The sequence below is a fragment of the Vibrio sp. TAP-3B genome, from assembly GCF_057784735.1.
This window is the reverse complement of sequence record NZ_CM173495.1, coordinates 1315800-1331792: the sequence shown is the minus strand read 5'-3', so window position 1 is coordinate 1331792 and position 15993 is coordinate 1315800. Positions and strand designations below refer to the sequence as shown.

The 15993-nt window shown below is 44.5% G+C and carries 11 protein-coding genes; 5 read left to right on the top strand and 6 right to left on the bottom strand.

Annotated elements, in window-relative coordinates; all coding sequences use genetic code 11:
* Positions 1 to 20 precede the first annotated feature (20 nt).
* On the bottom strand, positions 21 to 830 hold the full coding sequence (locus tag AC3D28_RS06200; protein ID WP_488535894.1) for a hypothetical protein: 810 nt from the start codon (positions 828 to 830) through the stop codon (positions 21 to 23).
* Between the two features lie 210 nt (positions 831 to 1040).
* A complete protein-coding gene (gene metG, locus AC3D28_RS06195) occupies positions 1041 to 3116 on the bottom strand; it encodes a methionine--tRNA ligase (protein ID WP_098415246.1) in 2076 nt (691 codons plus the stop codon).
* A 161-nt stretch (positions 3117 to 3277) separates the two neighbouring features.
* Between metG and apbC the strand changes: the two genes are divergently transcribed.
* From apbC to AC3D28_RS06180, 3 genes are all read left to right on the top strand, one after another.
* Positions 3278 to 4354, top strand: coding sequence for an iron-sulfur cluster carrier protein ApbC (gene apbC, locus AC3D28_RS06190; protein WP_098415247.1), 1077 nt, complete (start codon positions 3278 to 3280; stop codon positions 4352 to 4354).
* Positions 4355 to 4535: 181 nt separating this feature from the next.
* The gene (gene udk / locus AC3D28_RS06185; protein ID WP_098415248.1) at positions 4536 to 5177 is read left to right on the top strand and encodes a uridine kinase; all 642 of its coding nucleotides are present in this window, start codon (positions 4536 to 4538) and stop codon (positions 5175 to 5177) included.
* Between the two features lie 180 nt (positions 5178 to 5357).
* The gene (locus AC3D28_RS06180; RefSeq protein WP_488535893.1) at positions 5358 to 7454 is read left to right on the top strand and encodes an AsmA family protein; all 2097 of its coding nucleotides are present in this window, start codon (positions 5358 to 5360) and stop codon (positions 7452 to 7454) included.
* Between the two features lie 62 nt (positions 7455 to 7516).
* Here AC3D28_RS06180 and cobO read toward each other — a convergent pair whose 3' ends face one another.
* Positions 7517 to 8122 (bottom strand): cob(I)yrinic acid a,c-diamide adenosyltransferase, encoded by a 606-nt coding sequence (gene cobO, locus AC3D28_RS06175; RefSeq protein ID WP_488535892.1) that lies wholly within the window; start codon positions 8120 to 8122, stop codon positions 7517 to 7519.
* Positions 8123 to 8239: 117 nt separating this feature from the next.
* On the opposite strand from cobO, the gene AC3D28_RS06170 reads away from it, so the two are divergent.
* Entirely contained in the window at positions 8240 to 8689 is a 450-nt protein-coding gene (locus AC3D28_RS06170; RefSeq protein ID WP_488535891.1) for a low molecular weight protein-tyrosine-phosphatase, read from the top strand.
* 60 nt (positions 8690 to 8749) lie between these two features.
* Here AC3D28_RS06170 and AC3D28_RS06165 read toward each other — a convergent pair whose 3' ends face one another.
* Both AC3D28_RS06165 and rne read right to left on the bottom strand, forming a co-directional pair.
* A complete protein-coding gene (locus AC3D28_RS06165) occupies positions 8750 to 10309 on the bottom strand; it encodes a SulP family inorganic anion transporter (protein ID WP_488535890.1) in 1560 nt (519 codons plus the stop codon).
* Positions 10310 to 10613: 304 nt separating this feature from the next.
* Positions 10614 to 13670, bottom strand: a complete 3057-nt coding sequence (rne, locus tag AC3D28_RS06160) for a ribonuclease E (RefSeq protein ID WP_488535889.1) — start codon at positions 13668 to 13670, stop codon at positions 10614 to 10616.
* Positions 13671 to 14306: 636 nt separating this feature from the next.
* On the opposite strand from rne, the gene rluC reads away from it, so the two are divergent.
* Entirely contained in the window at positions 14307 to 15251 is a 945-nt protein-coding gene (rluC, locus tag AC3D28_RS06155; protein ID WP_488536063.1) for a 23S rRNA pseudouridine(955/2504/2580) synthase RluC, read from the top strand.
* A 60-nt stretch (positions 15252 to 15311) separates the two neighbouring features.
* On the opposite strand, the gene AC3D28_RS06150 is transcribed toward rluC, so the two are convergent.
* Positions 15312 to 15893, bottom strand: a complete 582-nt coding sequence (locus AC3D28_RS06150) for a Maf family protein (protein ID WP_488535888.1) — start codon at positions 15891 to 15893, stop codon at positions 15312 to 15314.
* Positions 15894 to 15993 lie beyond the last annotated feature (100 nt).

The following is a 15993-nucleotide window of genomic DNA, read 5'->3' as shown; positions in this document are numbered from 1 at the left end:
CTACGTAGGATTGAAAATTTCTATCCTACGACTGAGAGTCTGGGGAGTGGCAGATATAAAGCCTCAACGGTATCAGAGAGAACATGATCGTAGGTATTGAAAATAGTGAGCGATAAATCAGATGTAATCCGATAAAGCTCTGCTTCCGTTATATTGGCATTCTTTTCATTTACGTAGTCATCCAGTACTTGTATGGCGCGCATCGCAACTGGCGAGGCGATATTTAATGGGGCAATGATCGCTAATTGGTTCAGCTTACGTGTCATGACCGATGCATAGTGTTTAAATCGCGCCCTTCCTCCTTGCTCACTTAGGTCTTGGATGCAGATACGAAGCTGAGTGAGAGTCTCTAAGCTATCTATGATGTATTGCCAGTTCATATGATACTCATCATGTAACTCATCTCGTTGTTCTTCGGTCAACCACGCTATTGTAGTTTCATCCATTAAGAATAAGCAGTGACGAATTAACCGGCCATGCTCCATTTGGTTACGGGCAACGCTACTGTCTTGCCATTTTTCGAGTAATTTACCGACTTTTATCTGCAGCACGCGATACATGGGTTTATTTTCAAAGTGTGAGGTTTCAACTAGGAGGTGTAGCTTCTTGGTGAGAGCTCGGTGCAGTTTGTGTAGTTCTTGCTCGTTATTTTGTTGAAAATGAATCGAGTAGTGCGTTGCTGCGCGGTGGCGTCGCAGCAGGTGAACAACATCACGTAATAAGGTGAGTAGTTGATACTTGCGAATATGTTGCTGTTCCCGCTTGAAGGACAGGTGATATATGCCCACTAAAATAGCGATAGACAGTAAAGATGAAATCAAAACAAACATAACCAACTCCTTGTTAGTATTTGGGAGTATCAAACAAGAGTTAGCAGTTTTGATGCCAAATTAAAATTCATTTAAAAATATGGACTTATGTTTTTAAATGAATAAGTTTGTGTATTCATGGTGCAACAGTTCACCAATCCTGTGAATTTGACCAAAAAAATCCCCACAGAGTCTCGCGGGGATTTTCGGATTGGGCAGTAAAGTAACGAGTTACATGACGCGCATACCTGGTTGAGCGCCTTCGTGCGGCTCTAGGATCCATAGGTCAGTGCCACCAGGACCAGCGGCTAGGATCATGCCTTCAGACATACCAAACTTCATTTTACGAGGTTTCAAGTTCGCAACCATAACTGTTAGCTTGCCTTCTAGTTCTTCCGGTTTGTATGCCGATTTAATACCAGAGAATACTTGGCGTGTTTCGCCACCGATATCCAGTTGAAATTTCAGTAGTTTGTTTGCTTTTGGTACTTCTTCACAAGAAATAATGCGAGCGATACGCATGTCTACTTGAGCAAAAGTATCAAACTCAATCTCATCAGAGATTGGATCTTTATCTAGCTCAGTTTGGCTAGCCTCGTTCTTTTCTGCTTCCGCTTTCTCTTTTGCTGCCATTTCAACTGCGGCATCTTCTTTAGAAGCCTCGACCATTGCTTCAACCCTCTTCGGATCAATACGGTTGAATAGTGCTTTAAACTTAGTGATTTCGTGGCTTGTTAGTGGCTGAGTCATGCCGTCCCAAGTTAGCTCTTGGTTTAGGAATGCTTCTGTACGTGCAGCGAGTGCTGGCATCACTGGTTTTAGGTAGGTCATCAGAACGCGGAAAAGGTTGATACCCACAGAGCAGATCTCTTGAAGTTCCTGATCTTTGCCTTCTACTTTGGCGATTACCCAAGGCGCTTTTTCGTCAACGTATTGGTTTGCTTTGTCGGCTAATGCAGTAATTTCACGGATCGCACGACTAAACTCACGACTTTCGTAAAGCTCTGCGATGTGCTCTGCTGCGGCGACGAACTCTTTGTATAGTTCAGGTTCTGCAAAGTTGTCAGACAGTTTGCCGTCAAAGCGTTTAGCGATAAAGCCAGCATTACGAGAGGCGAGGTTAACGATCTTGTTGACGACGTCAGCGTTCACACGTTGCGTGAAATCTTCAAGGTTAAGGTCGAGATCATCAATGCGGCTATTAAGTTTCGCTGCGTAGTAGTAGCGGAGACACTCTGGATCTAGGTGTTCTAGGTAAGTACTTGCTTTTACGAATGTGCCCTTAGACTTAGACATTTTCGCGCCGTTAACCGTGACGTAGCCGTGAACGAAGATGTTGTTTGGTTGACGGAAACCTGACCCTTGAAGCATTGCTGGCCAGAATAGGCTATGGAAGTAAACGATGTCTTTACCGATGAAATGGTAAAGCTCAGCCGAGCTGTCTTTTTTCCAGTATTCGTTGAAGTCGAGGTCGTCACGCTTGTCACATAGGTTTTTGAATGAACCCATATAGCCGATCGGTGCGTCTAACCATACGTAGAAAAACTTATCTTTTTCGCCTGGGATCTCAAAGCCAAAGTATGGCGCATCACGTGAAATATCCCATTGTTGCAGACCCGATTCGAACCACTCTTGCATCTTATTCGCGGTTTCATTTTGTAGAGAGCCAGAGCGAGTCCACGCCTTTAACATGCTTTCAAACTGAGGGAGGTCGAAGAAGAAGTGCTCGGAATCTTTCATTACCGGAGTTGCACCAGAAACCGCAGATTTAGGATTGATCAGTTCGGTTGGACTGTAAGCCTCACCACATGCGTCACAATTATCGCCATATTGATCTTCTGATTTACATTTTGGACAAGTGCCTTTTACGAAACGGTCCGGTAAGAACATCTTTTTCTCAGGATCAAACAACTGAGAAATGGTGCGGCTAGAAATAAAGCCGTTTTTCTTTAGCTCTAAGTAGATATGCGAAGCCAGCTCACGATTTTCTTCTGAATGTGTGCTGTGGTAGTTATCAAAGCTGATATCAAAGCCTGCAAAGTCTTTTTGGTGCTCTTCGCTGACTGCGGCAATCATTTCCTCAGGAGTAATACCCATCTGTTGCGCTTTAAGCATGATTGGCGTGCCGTGAGCATCGTCAGCACAGATGAAGTTTACAGTGTTACCGCGTAGGCGTTGGTAACGAACCCAAATGTCCGCTTGGATATGCTCAAGCATATGACCAAGGTGGATCGAACCGTTAGCGTACGGAAGGGCACAAGTTACCAGCATTTTTCTTGAAGAAAGAATTCTTGGATCGTTTGCCATACTTAATATTCGCTTTTCTTGATAGGTATAAAAATTTTGATGGATAATACTACCCCATGCATTCACTAACTCCAAGATGTCAAACTGCGTAATGGCTTAGTTTTTTTAGGGTTCTGGTTAAGGCGGGACGGTGTTAGCATGGCACTTTAAAAGGAGGACTTATGCATCAGTTCACTTCAAAACAAGATTTTTGTGATTGGTTTAACCAATACCAGCATCCACAATTGGTGGAAAACTGGGCTGATATTCACGATGTCATCGCAATTACAGCGCAAGGTGAGGTAGAGGTAACATTGCCCTTTGCAAGTAATGGGCTTCAGTACGAATTACGCGACTGGATCAGACATCAGCAAACTGTAGGCACAGTGCCGGAGTTTCCATGCCATATTGGTCTTGGCGTTAAAGCATTAGAAACACAAGTGGACAACCCAGTAAAAGGTGTGAAAAATATCATCGCCGTAAGTTCGGCAAAAGGCGGGGTCGGTAAATCAACCACAGCGGTCAACTTAGCGTTGGCGATTGCTCAATCTGGCGCGAAAGTCGGCTTGCTTGATGCCGATATCTATGGTCCTTCCGTACCGATGATGCTGGGTCAAGAGGATGCGAAACCCGAGGTTCGAGACGGAAAATGGATGAAGCCAGTTTTTGCTCACGGGATCTATACTCATTCTATTGGTTACTTGGTTGATAAATCGGAAGCGGCAATTTGGCGAGGTCCAATGGCTTCAAAAGCGTTGTCGCAATTACTAACCGAAACCGATTGGCCCGATTTGGATTACTTAGTTATCGATATGCCGCCAGGTACCGGTGATATTCAGTTGACCTTGTCTCAGCAGATTCCAGTAACCGGAAGTGTGTTGGTCACGACACCGCAAGACCTTGCTTTAGCCGATGCAAGAAAAGGCGCGGCGATGTTTAACAAGGTTCATGTTCCAGTTATCGGTGTTGTGGAAAATATGAGTTACCACATCTGTAGTCAATGCGGTGCGAAAGAACATATTTTTGGTATGGGTGGCGCAGAAAAAATGTCACAAGAATTTGGCTTAGCATTATTAGGTCAAATTCCATTGCATATTTCTATGCGAGAAGACATTGATACGGGGATACCAACAGTAGCAAGACGGCCAGAAAGCGAACATGCCGGTTATTATAAGCAACTCGCTGACCGTGTATGTAGCACGATGTTTTGGCAAGGCAAAGCCAAACCAGAGGCAATTAGTTTTACAATGGTGAACTAAGTTTACTATGCCAATTGGGTGATGATTGCACATTTTAACGTTTGCTTGGAGATTAATCCTCTGAGCAGGCAGAAACTTACGACTAAACCCTAATTCCAGCTAGTAACTAAGGGGGGAACTCCCTATAATCACGCAGTTTATCTTTTTATGTGACTAGAAAATCATCATCGGGTGCAAACTAATGTCTGATAATAATCAATGCGTCATCGTCGGTATTGCTGGCGCTTCAGCTTCTGGAAAAAGTCTGATCGCAAGCACTATTTATAATGAGCTTCGCGAGAAAGTAGGCGATCATCAAATCGGTGTCATCACGGAAGATTGTTACTACAACGACCAAAGCCACCTAAGCATGGAAGAGCGAGTAAAGGCGAACTACGACCACCCGAGTGCGTTAGATCACGATCTACTGTGTGAGCACCTTGAAAAGCTGGGGCGTGGTGAAGCGGTAAAGGTACCGGAGTACAGCTACACTGAGCATACAAGAACAAACAATACGACAATAATGACCCCTAAAAAGGTAATCATTTTAGAAGGTATTCTTCTTCTTACTGACCCTCGCCTTCGTGATTTGATGCATGCGACGATATTTATGGATACGCCACTCGATATCTGTCTTCTTCGACGGGTTAAACGTGACGTTGAGGAGCGAGGTCGTACAATGGAATCTGTTCTTAAGCAATACCAGCAAACCGTACGTCCGATGTTCATGCAGTTTATTGAACCTTCTAAACAATATGCGGACATCATTGTGCCTCGCGGTGGTAAAAACCGTATTGCGATTGATGTACTAAAAGCTCACATTGCAAAACTTTTGAAAGCTTAAGTTTTTAGAAGGCTATATTGCTTTATTTTTATGTTAAGAAGTGGCACGGTAAGTGCCACTTCTTTTTTTTGTTTTTAAATTAGTCAGTTGCAAGGAAAAACCGGACGTTTTTGTGGAACTGTCAGCGGTAAATCTAGCCTGCGGTTATAATTGTAAAAACACTCGAGCAAGGAAAAACAAATGAAGAAACTGCTCTTAATTCTAGCAATACCGATTGTGGTCATTTTGGTCGCAATTTTAGCGTTAACTATCTTCGTCAATCCGAACCAGTTTAAGCCCCTTATTGTTGAACAAGCGCAAAAGCAAACAGGGTTAGAACTGGTGATTGAAGGAGATATCAGCTGGCAATTTTTCCCATCGATCGGCTTTGAGCTGGGACATACAGAATTGCGAAACCCTCAAGGCTTTAGTAAACCCAACTTATTCAAAGTTGATACGGTTGGTATTGATATTTCCGTTATGCCACTTCTCAGTCAGCAGCTTGAAATTGGTAATGTCACGCTGGATGGCGCTGAGTTCTATATCGAAACCAAGAAAGATGGCAGCAAGAATATTAATGCATTGACGAAAGCGCAAACTCAGCAAGCAGAGCAAGCAGAGCAAGCGAGTGATACAGCGACAGCGCAAAATGGTGAAACGCAGCCTTCTGGCTCAGATTGGAGCATTAATCTTGCTGGTGTTACGGTTTCTAACGGCTCATTAGAAATTCAGGACAAGCAAGCCGGAAGTTACACCAAGCTTTACGACATCTCATTAAACCTTTCCGAATTCGCTTTTGACAACTGGACAACGGCTGATTTTGGCGTGAAGGGCGAAATGAACGACCAAAAGTTCACCGCGAAAGGTCAGGTAGACTTTAAGCTAGAAAAAGGTTTGGCAAACTACGCGCTAAAGAACATCAACTTCGATGCGACATACACTGACCCTGCCAATAAGATTGAATCGGCAACGATCGGTTTAGATACGTTTGAATTCGATAAAGTAAATAACCTGACTTATGCCATGAAGGGCGACGCTGGTGGTATGAAGTTAGATATGCAGGGTGCTGGTCAACTTAGTGTAGACAAGGCTATCAGCAAAGTGCAGCTGGATAAGTTAACTGTTAAATCGACTTTTGAGGGGGATGCATTACCTCAGTCACCGATGAAAGTCGACATGGTGTCTGATCTGTCTTTCGACCTAACGAAAAACCATCTGAGTTTTGTCCTAGAGAAATTAACAGCGAATGCTATCGCCTTAGATGGTAAGGCAGATGTGACACTTGGTGATATTCCTAAAGTACGATTTGCTCTCCACAGCCCAAATATCGATCTTGATGAATTCTTAGGATTAGATCAGCAAGCTTCCGAAGGTAATAAGCCTGCTTCTGGTGGCGAGAGTGCTCCAGCTGGGTCTGAGGTTGAGCCTGATTTGTCTGCGTTGAAAACGTTAGATGTAAAGGGTGACATTACCATCGACAAATTCAAAGCGGCAAATGCGAAGATGGAAGCGGTAAAAACGAGCTTCACTGTAAATCGTGGCGTATTTGAGATTACTTCATTTAGTTCGAAGCTGTACCAAGGCTCAATCTCAGCGACAGCGAAGTTAGATGCACGCCAGTCACCAGCGACTTACAGTGTGAAGAAGTCAATCAAGGGCGTGAAAGTTCAACCGTTACTTATTGATGTCGCTAATAACGATAAGCTCGAAGGGACGGGTAACATTGATGTGAATATTACAGGTAAGAGTCTAACGCCTACCGGTATCAAGAAGAATCTTTCTGGTACGGTTGTTATCAATTTTGCTGACGGTGCGGTGAATGGCATCAACGTTGCTCAGTTGATTCGTGAAAACTACGCGAAATTTAAAGGGCAAAAAGTCGAAGGCACAAATGAAGCTAAGAAAACAGACTTTAGTGCGATGACGGCGACATTGAAGCTCAACAAAGGTGTCGTATTAACGGATAATATGCAAGCTCAGTCTCCATTGCTACGTGTTCGTGGTAAAGGCACCGCAAACTACATCAATGAAACTGTCGACTTTACTATCAGCACATCAGTCGTAGGTAGCCTAGAAGGCCAAGGCGGTAAAGATATTGATGAGTTGAAAGACATTACTATTCCGATCAATGTGTCTGGTCAGTGGGCGGATCCTAAATTCAAACTGGTATTTGATGATGTTCTGAAACAGAAAGCTCAGAAAGAAATTGACCGTGGTGTAGAGAAGCTAACGGACAAGATCAAAGATGAAAAAACCAAAGAAGCAGTCGATGGTTTGATAAAGAATCTATTCAATTAGATTCGAGCCAAAGCAAAAAGGGTTGGCATTAGCCAACCCTTTTTTAATTCTGCTGGTGAGCTTTACCAGTCGACACCTTTCAGCGCTTTGACGCCTGATTCAAATGCATGCTTTACATTCTTCACTTCAGAAACGGTATCGGCGATTTCAATCAGGGTGCGATGTGCGCCACGACCAGTAATGATAACCGACTGCATTTTAGGGCGGTTGTTCAGTGCTTCAACGACCTCATCTAAGTCAATGTAGCCGTAGCTCACCATGTACGTCAGCTCGTCAAAAAGAACCACATCGATAGATTCATCTTTGAGCATGCGCTTACATTCTTGCCATACGCCTTGAGCTGCTTCGGTATCAGCGGCTTTGTTTTGAGTTTCCCATGTAAAGCCGGTCGCCATTACTTGGAATTTAACGCCGAGTTTCTCAAGTAGGTTGCGCTCACCATTGTCCCATGTACCTTTAATAAACTGAGCGACAGCACAATTCAAACCATGACCCACTGCGCGTGCTATCGTACCGAATCCTGATGTCGATTTACCTTTACCATTTCCGGTAATGATCAGTAGTAGACCTTTTTCCTCTTGAGCAGCAGCAATTTTTGCGTCTACCTGTTCTTTGACTTTTTGTTGGCGAGCCTTATGGCGTGCTTCTTTATTTTCTTCGATAGACATAATACTTCCTCAATTCCTTTTTGTGCTTTGCCCAAGCTGATTTGGGTTCATTGATTTATCTCGCTATGATAGACCAACATATCGTGAAGAAAAACCACCGATAATTCAGGGAATAAAATGAAGAAAATACTTGTTGTTTGTATGGGAAACATTTGTCGGTCACCAACCGGAGAAGCCGTGTTAAGAGCGAAAGCTCAAGAGTTGGGTATTGCCGTGGAGGTTGATTCGGCAGGTACGATTGGCTACCACGCAGGAAACCCACCGGATTCAAGGGCAATGGCCGCAGGAAAGCAGCGAGGTTACTCTTTTAAAGGAATGCGTGCGCGTCAAGTTACCATTGATGACTTTGACAAGTTTGACCTTATCTTAGCCGCGGACAAAGCGAATTTAGCTGATTTATTGGATATTTGTCCGTTGGAGTACCGACACAAGGTATCGCTATTTTTGAGTCATTCGGTTTCAAATTACGATGAAGTCCCAGACCCATATTACGGTGGAGAAGATGGCTTTGAATTGGTGCTTGATTTAATTGAAGAGGCATCAGAAGCGATTTTGAAGAAGCTATAATCGTGTGGTTTGAAGACAATAGAAAAAGGGATGAGCTTAGCTCATCCCTTTATGTCTGTATTAACCCGCGAGAAGGTCGGTTGCGACTTTGTAGCTTGGGTCTTCCTTCACATTGATTTCAACCAAGCTGCCAGCTTTATCTAGAAGCTTGCGGCAATCTGGGCTTAGGTGACGAAGGTGTAGCGTTTTACCTTGAGAGCTGTAACGTTCTGCTAGTGTTTCAATCGCTTCAATTGCAGAGTGATCAGTCACGCGCGAGTCCGCGAAGTCCACAATCACATCTTTTGGATCGTCATGAGCATTGAACAATTCAAGGAAGTTTGCTGCAGACCCGAAGAAAATAGGACCGTGAATCTTATACTCTTTAGATCCTTCTTCATTTAAGCATGTGTCTGCGTAGATGTGCTTCGCATGTTGCCATGCAAACATCAGTGCCGAAACGATAACACCGATCGCTACTGCAACGGCGAGGTCAGTAAGAACCGTGACAATCGTCACTAACAAGATAACGAAGAAGTCTTGCTTTGGTACGCGTCGCGCGAGTTTAAATGTTGCCCACTCAAAGGTGCCAATCACCACCATGAACATCACACCAACGAGTGCTGCTAGTGGGATCATCTCAATCAGTGATGAAGCAAACAGGATGAAAACCAACAGGGCACTTGCAGCAATAATACCAGATAGACGACCGCGACCACCGGAGTTTACGTTGATCATCGACTGACCAATCATTGCACAACCGCCCATTGCACCAAATACAGAACACGTCATGTTTGCCATACCTTGACCGATACATTCACGGTTAGATTGGCCACGAGTGTTCGTCATCTCATCCAACACTGTCAGAGTCAGCAATGATTCAATTAGGCCGATTGCTGCAAGAATAATTGCGTAAGGCAGAATGATTTGTAGAGTTTCAAGCGTAAATGGAACCGCTGGAATAGAGAATGTCGGGAGAGAGCCGGCCAACGTTGCTGCTTCATCACCAGACATAGTACGCAGGAAGTCGACGACAGTGCGAGTGTCTAGATCTAAGCCTACCACAAGCGCAGTTACGGTGACGATCGCCACGAGAGACGAGGGTACCGCTGTCGTGATTTTGGGTAGAAAGTGAATGATTGCCATGGTTAGCGCAACCAAACCAAGCATTAGCAGCATTTGGTCTTGTGGTAGCCAAGTAAGCATGCCGTTGACGTCTGGCGCTTTAAACTGACCCAATTGAGCTAAGAAGATAACAATAGCCAGACCGTTTACAAAACCGATCATCACAGGGTGAGGTACGATACGGATGAACTTACCCAATTTAAACATACCAGCGGCAATTTGAAGAATACCAGCGAGCATGATGGCTGCGAATAGGTACTGGATACCGTGAGTCGCGACAAGCGAAACCATTACGACTGCCATGGCACCTGTTGCACCTGATATCATACCAGGGCGGCCACCAAAGATAGAGGTGATAAGGCCAACGATGAATGCTGCGTACAGACCAACCATAGGGTCTACACCAGCAACGAACGCAAATGCGACAGCTTCAGGAACTAATGCGAGCGCTACCGTTAAGCCTGACAGCACGTCGTTTTTTACAGAGTGCTTAGAAAATTGCGGAAATTCGAACATGTTTGTTTTTAGTTCTCTTTAAAATGAGTTGATCCCGACACATACTCGTATTTGCGCAAGTTACTGGGTGATTGAGTTTTGATCAATTATCGCAGTGTAAACCGTAGTAATAAAAGAGCGGCATCAGGAAGGTGTCGAAAAATTAAGTCGGCGCATGCTACCGAAAAGTGTGACTAAGTTCAAGAATGATGCAAGAAATGACACACCTATGTGAACAGTCATTGATATAAACAATCAATAAAAAGGGCTGCCGATATGGCAGCCCTTTTTCCGTTGTTGCATTCTCGCTGCAATGAGCGTTGACTTAGTTAAAGTCTGGCTTTGTCATTTCTGAAGAAGCACGGTTTTTTGCAGCTTGGCTACCCGCACCTTTTGGCTGGTATCGCTCAGCTTTGAAAGGGGCCGCGGAAACCTCGATCTCTTTCATTTCTTGAGAGCCTGGCGCTTTTGTCATAGGTGCGCTGGCACTAAGTTTGGCTGCTGCTACCTTAATCACTTTTGCTTTAGCGTCTTCAGCTTTTGTTGGAGCTTCGGTTGCTATTGGTTCAACCTTAGGCTCTTCAACTATTGTCTCAATGATCGGCTCTTGAACTGGAGTTTCGTCTACCGCTGTATCTGCCGTTTCAGCAATCGGAGTTTCAACTGCTTGAACGGTTGGTTCAACCGTTGTTTGTTCGGCTGTAACCGAATCAGCAACGGCTGTTTCAACGACAGGGGCTTCTACATTTTCAGCCTTATCTTGCGTTGTTTTAGCGCTAACAGGCGTTTCTGATGCAAGAGGTTGATCGCGACGGATAATCACTTTCCCCATTGCCATCTCTGGACAAGCAAAGCCACCTTGGATGGCTGTTACCGCCGTTACAACTTCTTCCTGTGTACGTTCTTCTTTCTTAGGTGCTGATTTTGGAGTGTAACGTGGCATTACTTTCCCCATTGCCATTTCTGGAGAGGCTACTCCACCTTTACGCAGACGGAATGGGTTAGGGCGACGATCGCGACCTCTGCGTCGACGTTGACCACTTGCACGCAGATGACGAGGAGAACGACGGTTACGGCGCTGTTTCGACTCTGGCTGCTTGTTGTCTTGTTGCGCTTCAGTTGCGGCTTCTGACGGCTTCTCAACTTTTGACGGCTTCTCAATTTTCGCTTCAACCACTTCTGCGACCGGATTTTCTTCCGCGATATACTCTTCAGCCTGCTGATCTTTAATACGGACAGATTTGTTTAATTTGCGACGTTGACGGCGCTCTTTCACTTTCTCTGTTTTCGCATTTTGTTTCGGCTTATTCTCTTCTGGCTTCGTCTCAGAACGAGCTTCAGCTGCAAGTTGTAGGCCTTTTTCCGCTACTTTGTCGTTCGCTTTTGGCTCTTGAGCTTTTTCAGCTTGTTGAGCTTTCGGTTTACGCTTCTGGTTACGGTTTTGCTGCTTGTTATTTGGTTGTTGAGCTTCACTTTGTTCATTGGCTTGCTCATCACGAGGCTTACGACGACGTCTGTTATCACGATTATCGCGTTGATTATTATTTCGGCGGCGATCGTTACGGTCACGTTTGTTGTCGTGATTTGGTTTTTTCTCTTCTTGAGGTTTCGGCTCTTCTTGTACTTCTTCAGAGCCACTAGATAGGAAGCTACCAAGTGCTTTAAACAAACGGCTGAACAGTCCAGGTTGCTCTTCTTGTTCAACTTTCTTTTCTTGTTTCTGCTTTTTCACTTCTGGAGCTGGTTTAGCTACAGGAGCAGGAGCTGTTTGAGTTGGTGCTGCAAAGCCTTTAAGAACAGGTTCTTCAAGTCGTTTAGGTTTTACATCAACCTCAACGGGCTCTTTACCTTCCGCTTCTTTCATTGCTTCCAGTTTCTTAGGAAGTAGATAAGAAATCAGATCAAACTCTTCACCTTCACGAACGCGGATTACTTCAAAGTGCGGTGTTTCCATATCAGAGTTAGGAACTACGGTGATCTTCACTTCTTGAATACGTTCGATGTGGTTAACCGAGCGGCGCTTTTCGTTCAATAGGTAGGAAGCGATGGGCACTGGTACAACGGCTAATACTTGTGCTGTATTGTCTTTTAACGCCTCTTCTTCAATCAGGCGAAGGACAGAAAGCGCTAACGATTCGTTATCACGAACAACACCAGTACCGCTACAACGAGGACAAATATGGTGGCTTGCTTCTGCTAGAGAAGGGCTTAAACGTTGGCGAGACATTTCTAGCAGACCGAAGCGAGAAATACGACCGATCTGTACACGAGCTCTATCTAAACGAACGGCTTCGCGTAGGCGGTTTTCTACTTCACGTTGGTGACGAATTGGGGTCATATCGATAAAGTCGATAACCACCAGACCACCGAGATCACGTAGACGCAATTGTCGGGCGATCTCGTCTGCTGCTTCTAGGTTTGTGTTTAGCGCTGTCTCTTCGATATCGCCACCCTTTGTGGCACGAGCAGAGTTAATATCGATAGAAGTTAACGCTTCTGTTGGGTCGATAACAATAGAACCACCAGACGGCAGGCGCACTTCACGTTGAAAAGCCGATTCAATTTGGCTTTCGATTTGGTAGTGGCTGAACAGTGGTACTTCACCTTCGTATTTCTTAATGCGGCTAACGAAATCAGGGCGAACTAGTTGAATGTGCTCTTTCGCACGTTCATAGATAGTGTTGCTATCGATAAGAATTTCGCCAATATCACGGCGTAGGTAGTCACGAATAGCACGAACGATAACGTTACTTTCTTGGTGGATTAAAAATGGAGCAGGGTTCGAGTCTGCTGCGCCTTTGATTGCTCCCCAATGGTTAAGTAGTACGTTTAGGTCCCACTCAAGCTCTTCTGCACTCTTACCTACGCCAGCAGTACGGACAATCAGGCCCATGCCTTGTGGCAGCTCCAAAGTGCTTAGCGCCGCTTTTAGTTGCGTACGCTCATCACCCTCGATACGGCGAGAGATACCGCCAGCTCGAGGATTATTAGGCATAAGAACAAGGTAACTACCAGCAAGAGAAATGAAAGTAGTCAGAGCAGCGCCCTTGCTACCACGTTCCTCTTTTTCCACTTGAACGATGACTTCTTGGCCTTCGGTCAGCACTTCTTTAATGCTTGGACGACCTTGGTAGGTGTAACCTTCAGGGAAATATTCGCGGGCAATTTCTTTAAGAGGGAGGAAACCGTGACGCTCAGCACCGTAATCAACAAATGCGGCTTCTAAGCTAGGTTCGATACGTGTGATACGTCCTTTGTAGATATTCGCTTTTTTAGATTCATGACCTGGACTCTCGATATCAAGATCGAAAAGTCGCTGGCCATCAACCAGAGCGACACGCAACTCTTCTTTTTGAGTTGCGTTAATTAACATTCTTTTCATTGAAAATTCTCGTTGTCTTTTCTTCTATGTCTTTCTGTCGATTTGCCACTGTTTTTCGCGCTTTCACGGTGCCTGATCCCATGGCTTATAATTTGCAGCCTCCCGGCTGGAAGGGGATGCTCTCGGGCACTTCAGTCATCACAAATCTTTTTAAGGTTTCTGTTGGAAACGTAGACTTGTGACCCGCTATTTGGGCGGTAAGTACTCAACGTGATTATGCGAGGAGTAGGGTGGCAAGAGTATTGAGTTCGATGTGTCTTACGCCAATGCTGCACTCGACCTTCAACGATCTACTCACATTGCTGAGGATAAATGATTGGTAATGAATAAAATGTAACCAAACCTTCCTTAGCAGCTGTGAACTATAGCAGTGCGTGTGGCTATCAGCAATCTGCTTTGACGCAAACGATAGAAAAATTGCCGCTAAATTCAAACTTCTAATTTATAACTGGCTGTTTCATAAGCAATTGAGAGGAAGGAACTGAGCAAGAGAGTAAGCAAATCGAGAACTTTATTGGGAGTTTTCATAAATTAAACAAAAGCTTGGCGAGGTTTAGAGCGTTTTGTTCGCTCGAGTGTTTCTTTTGCTATAAGAATAATGTGAACTCGCGCGAAATTGCGTTTACAATACCGACCATGAGCGAAATAAGAACAAAAGTCCAGTTCGTTGATATCGACGAAGATATGGCGGGGCAGCGCATTGATAATTTCTTGCGTAACCAATTAAAAGATATTCCTAAAAGCATGATTTACAGAATCGTGCGTAAGGGTGAAGTACGCGTAAATAAAAAGCGGATTAAGGCCGAGTACAAACTAAAAGCCGGTGATCTCGTGCGCATTCCGCCTGTGACAGTCGAGAAAAAAGATGACGCCGTCGCACCAAGTACGAAACTCAATAAAGTCGCTGAGTTGGAAGATATGATCATCTTTGAAGATGATCATATGTTGATTCTAAACAAGCCATCAGGCACCGCTGTGCATGGTGGTAGCGGCTTAAAGTTTGGCGCGATTGAAGCGCTCCGTGCGCTCCGGCCGCAGGCGCGTTTTCTTGAACTTGTGCATCGTATTGACCGCGATACTTCAGGCATCCTGCTGGTCGCTAAGAAGCGCTCTGCACTTCGTCACTTGCAAGCCCAGTTTCGTGAAAAGACAGTGAAAAAGTTTTACTTTGCTCTTGTCATGGGACAATGGAAAAGCAGTTGTAAGGTTGTCAATGCACCGCTGCTTAAAAACGAAGTGAACAGTATTGTTCGTGTTAACCCTAATGGTAAGCCGTCTGAAACGCGCTTTAAAGTTCTAGAAAAGTTTGAGCAAGCGACGCTGATCCAAGCCAGTCCAATTACTGGTCGCACTCACCAAATCCGAGTTCACACTCAATATGTGGGTCATCCAATTGCTTGGGATGACCGATATGGTGACCGTCGTTTTGATGCCTATACAGGCAAAGTGGGGCTTGATCGCTTGTTCTTGCATGCAGCGAATATCAAGTTTCAGCACCCTTCGAATGATGAGTGGATGGAAATCAATGCACCGATGGAACCGAAACTAGAAAAAGTGTTGGCGGGTTTAAGAAACGCGTAACCATGTTTTCCTCGCGGATACGAAAAGAGAACCTGTGGCTCCCTTTTTATAGTATTTGGATTAAAGGACATCGAGTCCCTGAACACGCAACATATCAATCAAATCAATCAGTGGTAGCCCGACAAGTGTATTCGGGTCTTTACCCACTAATTTGTTAAATAGACATATCCCCATTCCTTCGCTTTTAAAACTGCCTGCGCAGTAAAAAGGCGCTTCTTTATCAACATAGCGTTCAATCTGTTCGCGAGTTAGCTCTCGAAAGTGAACTTCAAAGGTATCAAAGCCGATTTCTGTATGGTTTGTAACGGTGTTATGTACCGCAAGGCCTGTATAGAAAGTGATGATTTTTCCACTTTGAGCCAGAAGTTGGTTTATCGCGTTATCTCTGTTTAACGGTTTGCCAACGATTTCACCATCAATGACACAAACTTGGTCACTGCCGATGACTAAACTTGCTTTATCCGTTTGGCAAGATATTGCTTTTTCTTTGGCCAGTCTTTGTACCAATTCAAGAGGGGCTTCCTGGTTAAAAGGTGTTTCATCGCAATCCGGTGATAAACAAATGAACGGAAGTGAAAGCTTTTCAAGCAGTTGTTTACGAAAAGGGGAAGTTGAGGCTAAAACCAGTTGGTAATTTTTCATTTTGAATTACAATCCGTGAGAGCATTTCCGATAGGATAATCGATCAAAAATGATTCTGGCTAATGCTCTGTATGTTAAGCGTAAAAAAGTATAACTTTTT

Excerpts from the sequence above, each read along its gene's own strand:
- AC3D28_RS06200 (WP_488535894.1), bottom strand. The coding sequence starts at position 830 with ATGTTTGTTTTGATTTCATCTTTACTGTCTATCGCTATTTTAGTGGGC.
- metG (WP_098415246.1), bottom strand. The coding sequence starts at position 3,116 with ATGGCAAACGATCCAAGAATTCTTTCTTCAAGAAAAATGCTGGTAACT.
- apbC (WP_098415247.1), top strand. The coding sequence starts at position 3,278 with ATGCATCAGTTCACTTCAAAACAAGATTTTTGTGATTGGTTTAACCAA.
- udk (WP_098415248.1), top strand. The coding sequence starts at position 4,536 with ATGTCTGATAATAATCAATGCGTCATCGTCGGTATTGCTGGCGCTTCA.
- AC3D28_RS06180 (WP_488535893.1), top strand. The coding sequence starts at position 5,358 with ATGAAGAAACTGCTCTTAATTCTAGCAATACCGATTGTGGTCATTTTG.
- cobO (WP_488535892.1), bottom strand. The coding sequence starts at position 8,122 with ATGTCTATCGAAGAAAATAAAGAAGCACGCCATAAGGCTCGCCAACAA.
- AC3D28_RS06170 (WP_488535891.1), top strand. The coding sequence starts at position 8,240 with ATGAAGAAAATACTTGTTGTTTGTATGGGAAACATTTGTCGGTCACCA.
- AC3D28_RS06165 (WP_488535890.1), bottom strand. The coding sequence starts at position 10,309 with ATGTTCGAATTTCCGCAATTTTCTAAGCACTCTGTAAAAAACGACGTG.
- rne (WP_488535889.1), bottom strand. The coding sequence starts at position 13,670 with ATGAAAAGAATGTTAATTAACGCAACTCAAAAAGAAGAGTTGCGTGTC.
- rluC (WP_488536063.1), top strand. The coding sequence starts at position 14,307 with ATGAGCGAAATAAGAACAAAAGTCCAGTTCGTTGATATCGACGAAGAT.
- AC3D28_RS06150 (WP_488535888.1), bottom strand. The coding sequence starts at position 15,893 with ATGAAAAATTACCAACTGGTTTTAGCCTCAACTTCCCCTTTTCGTAAA.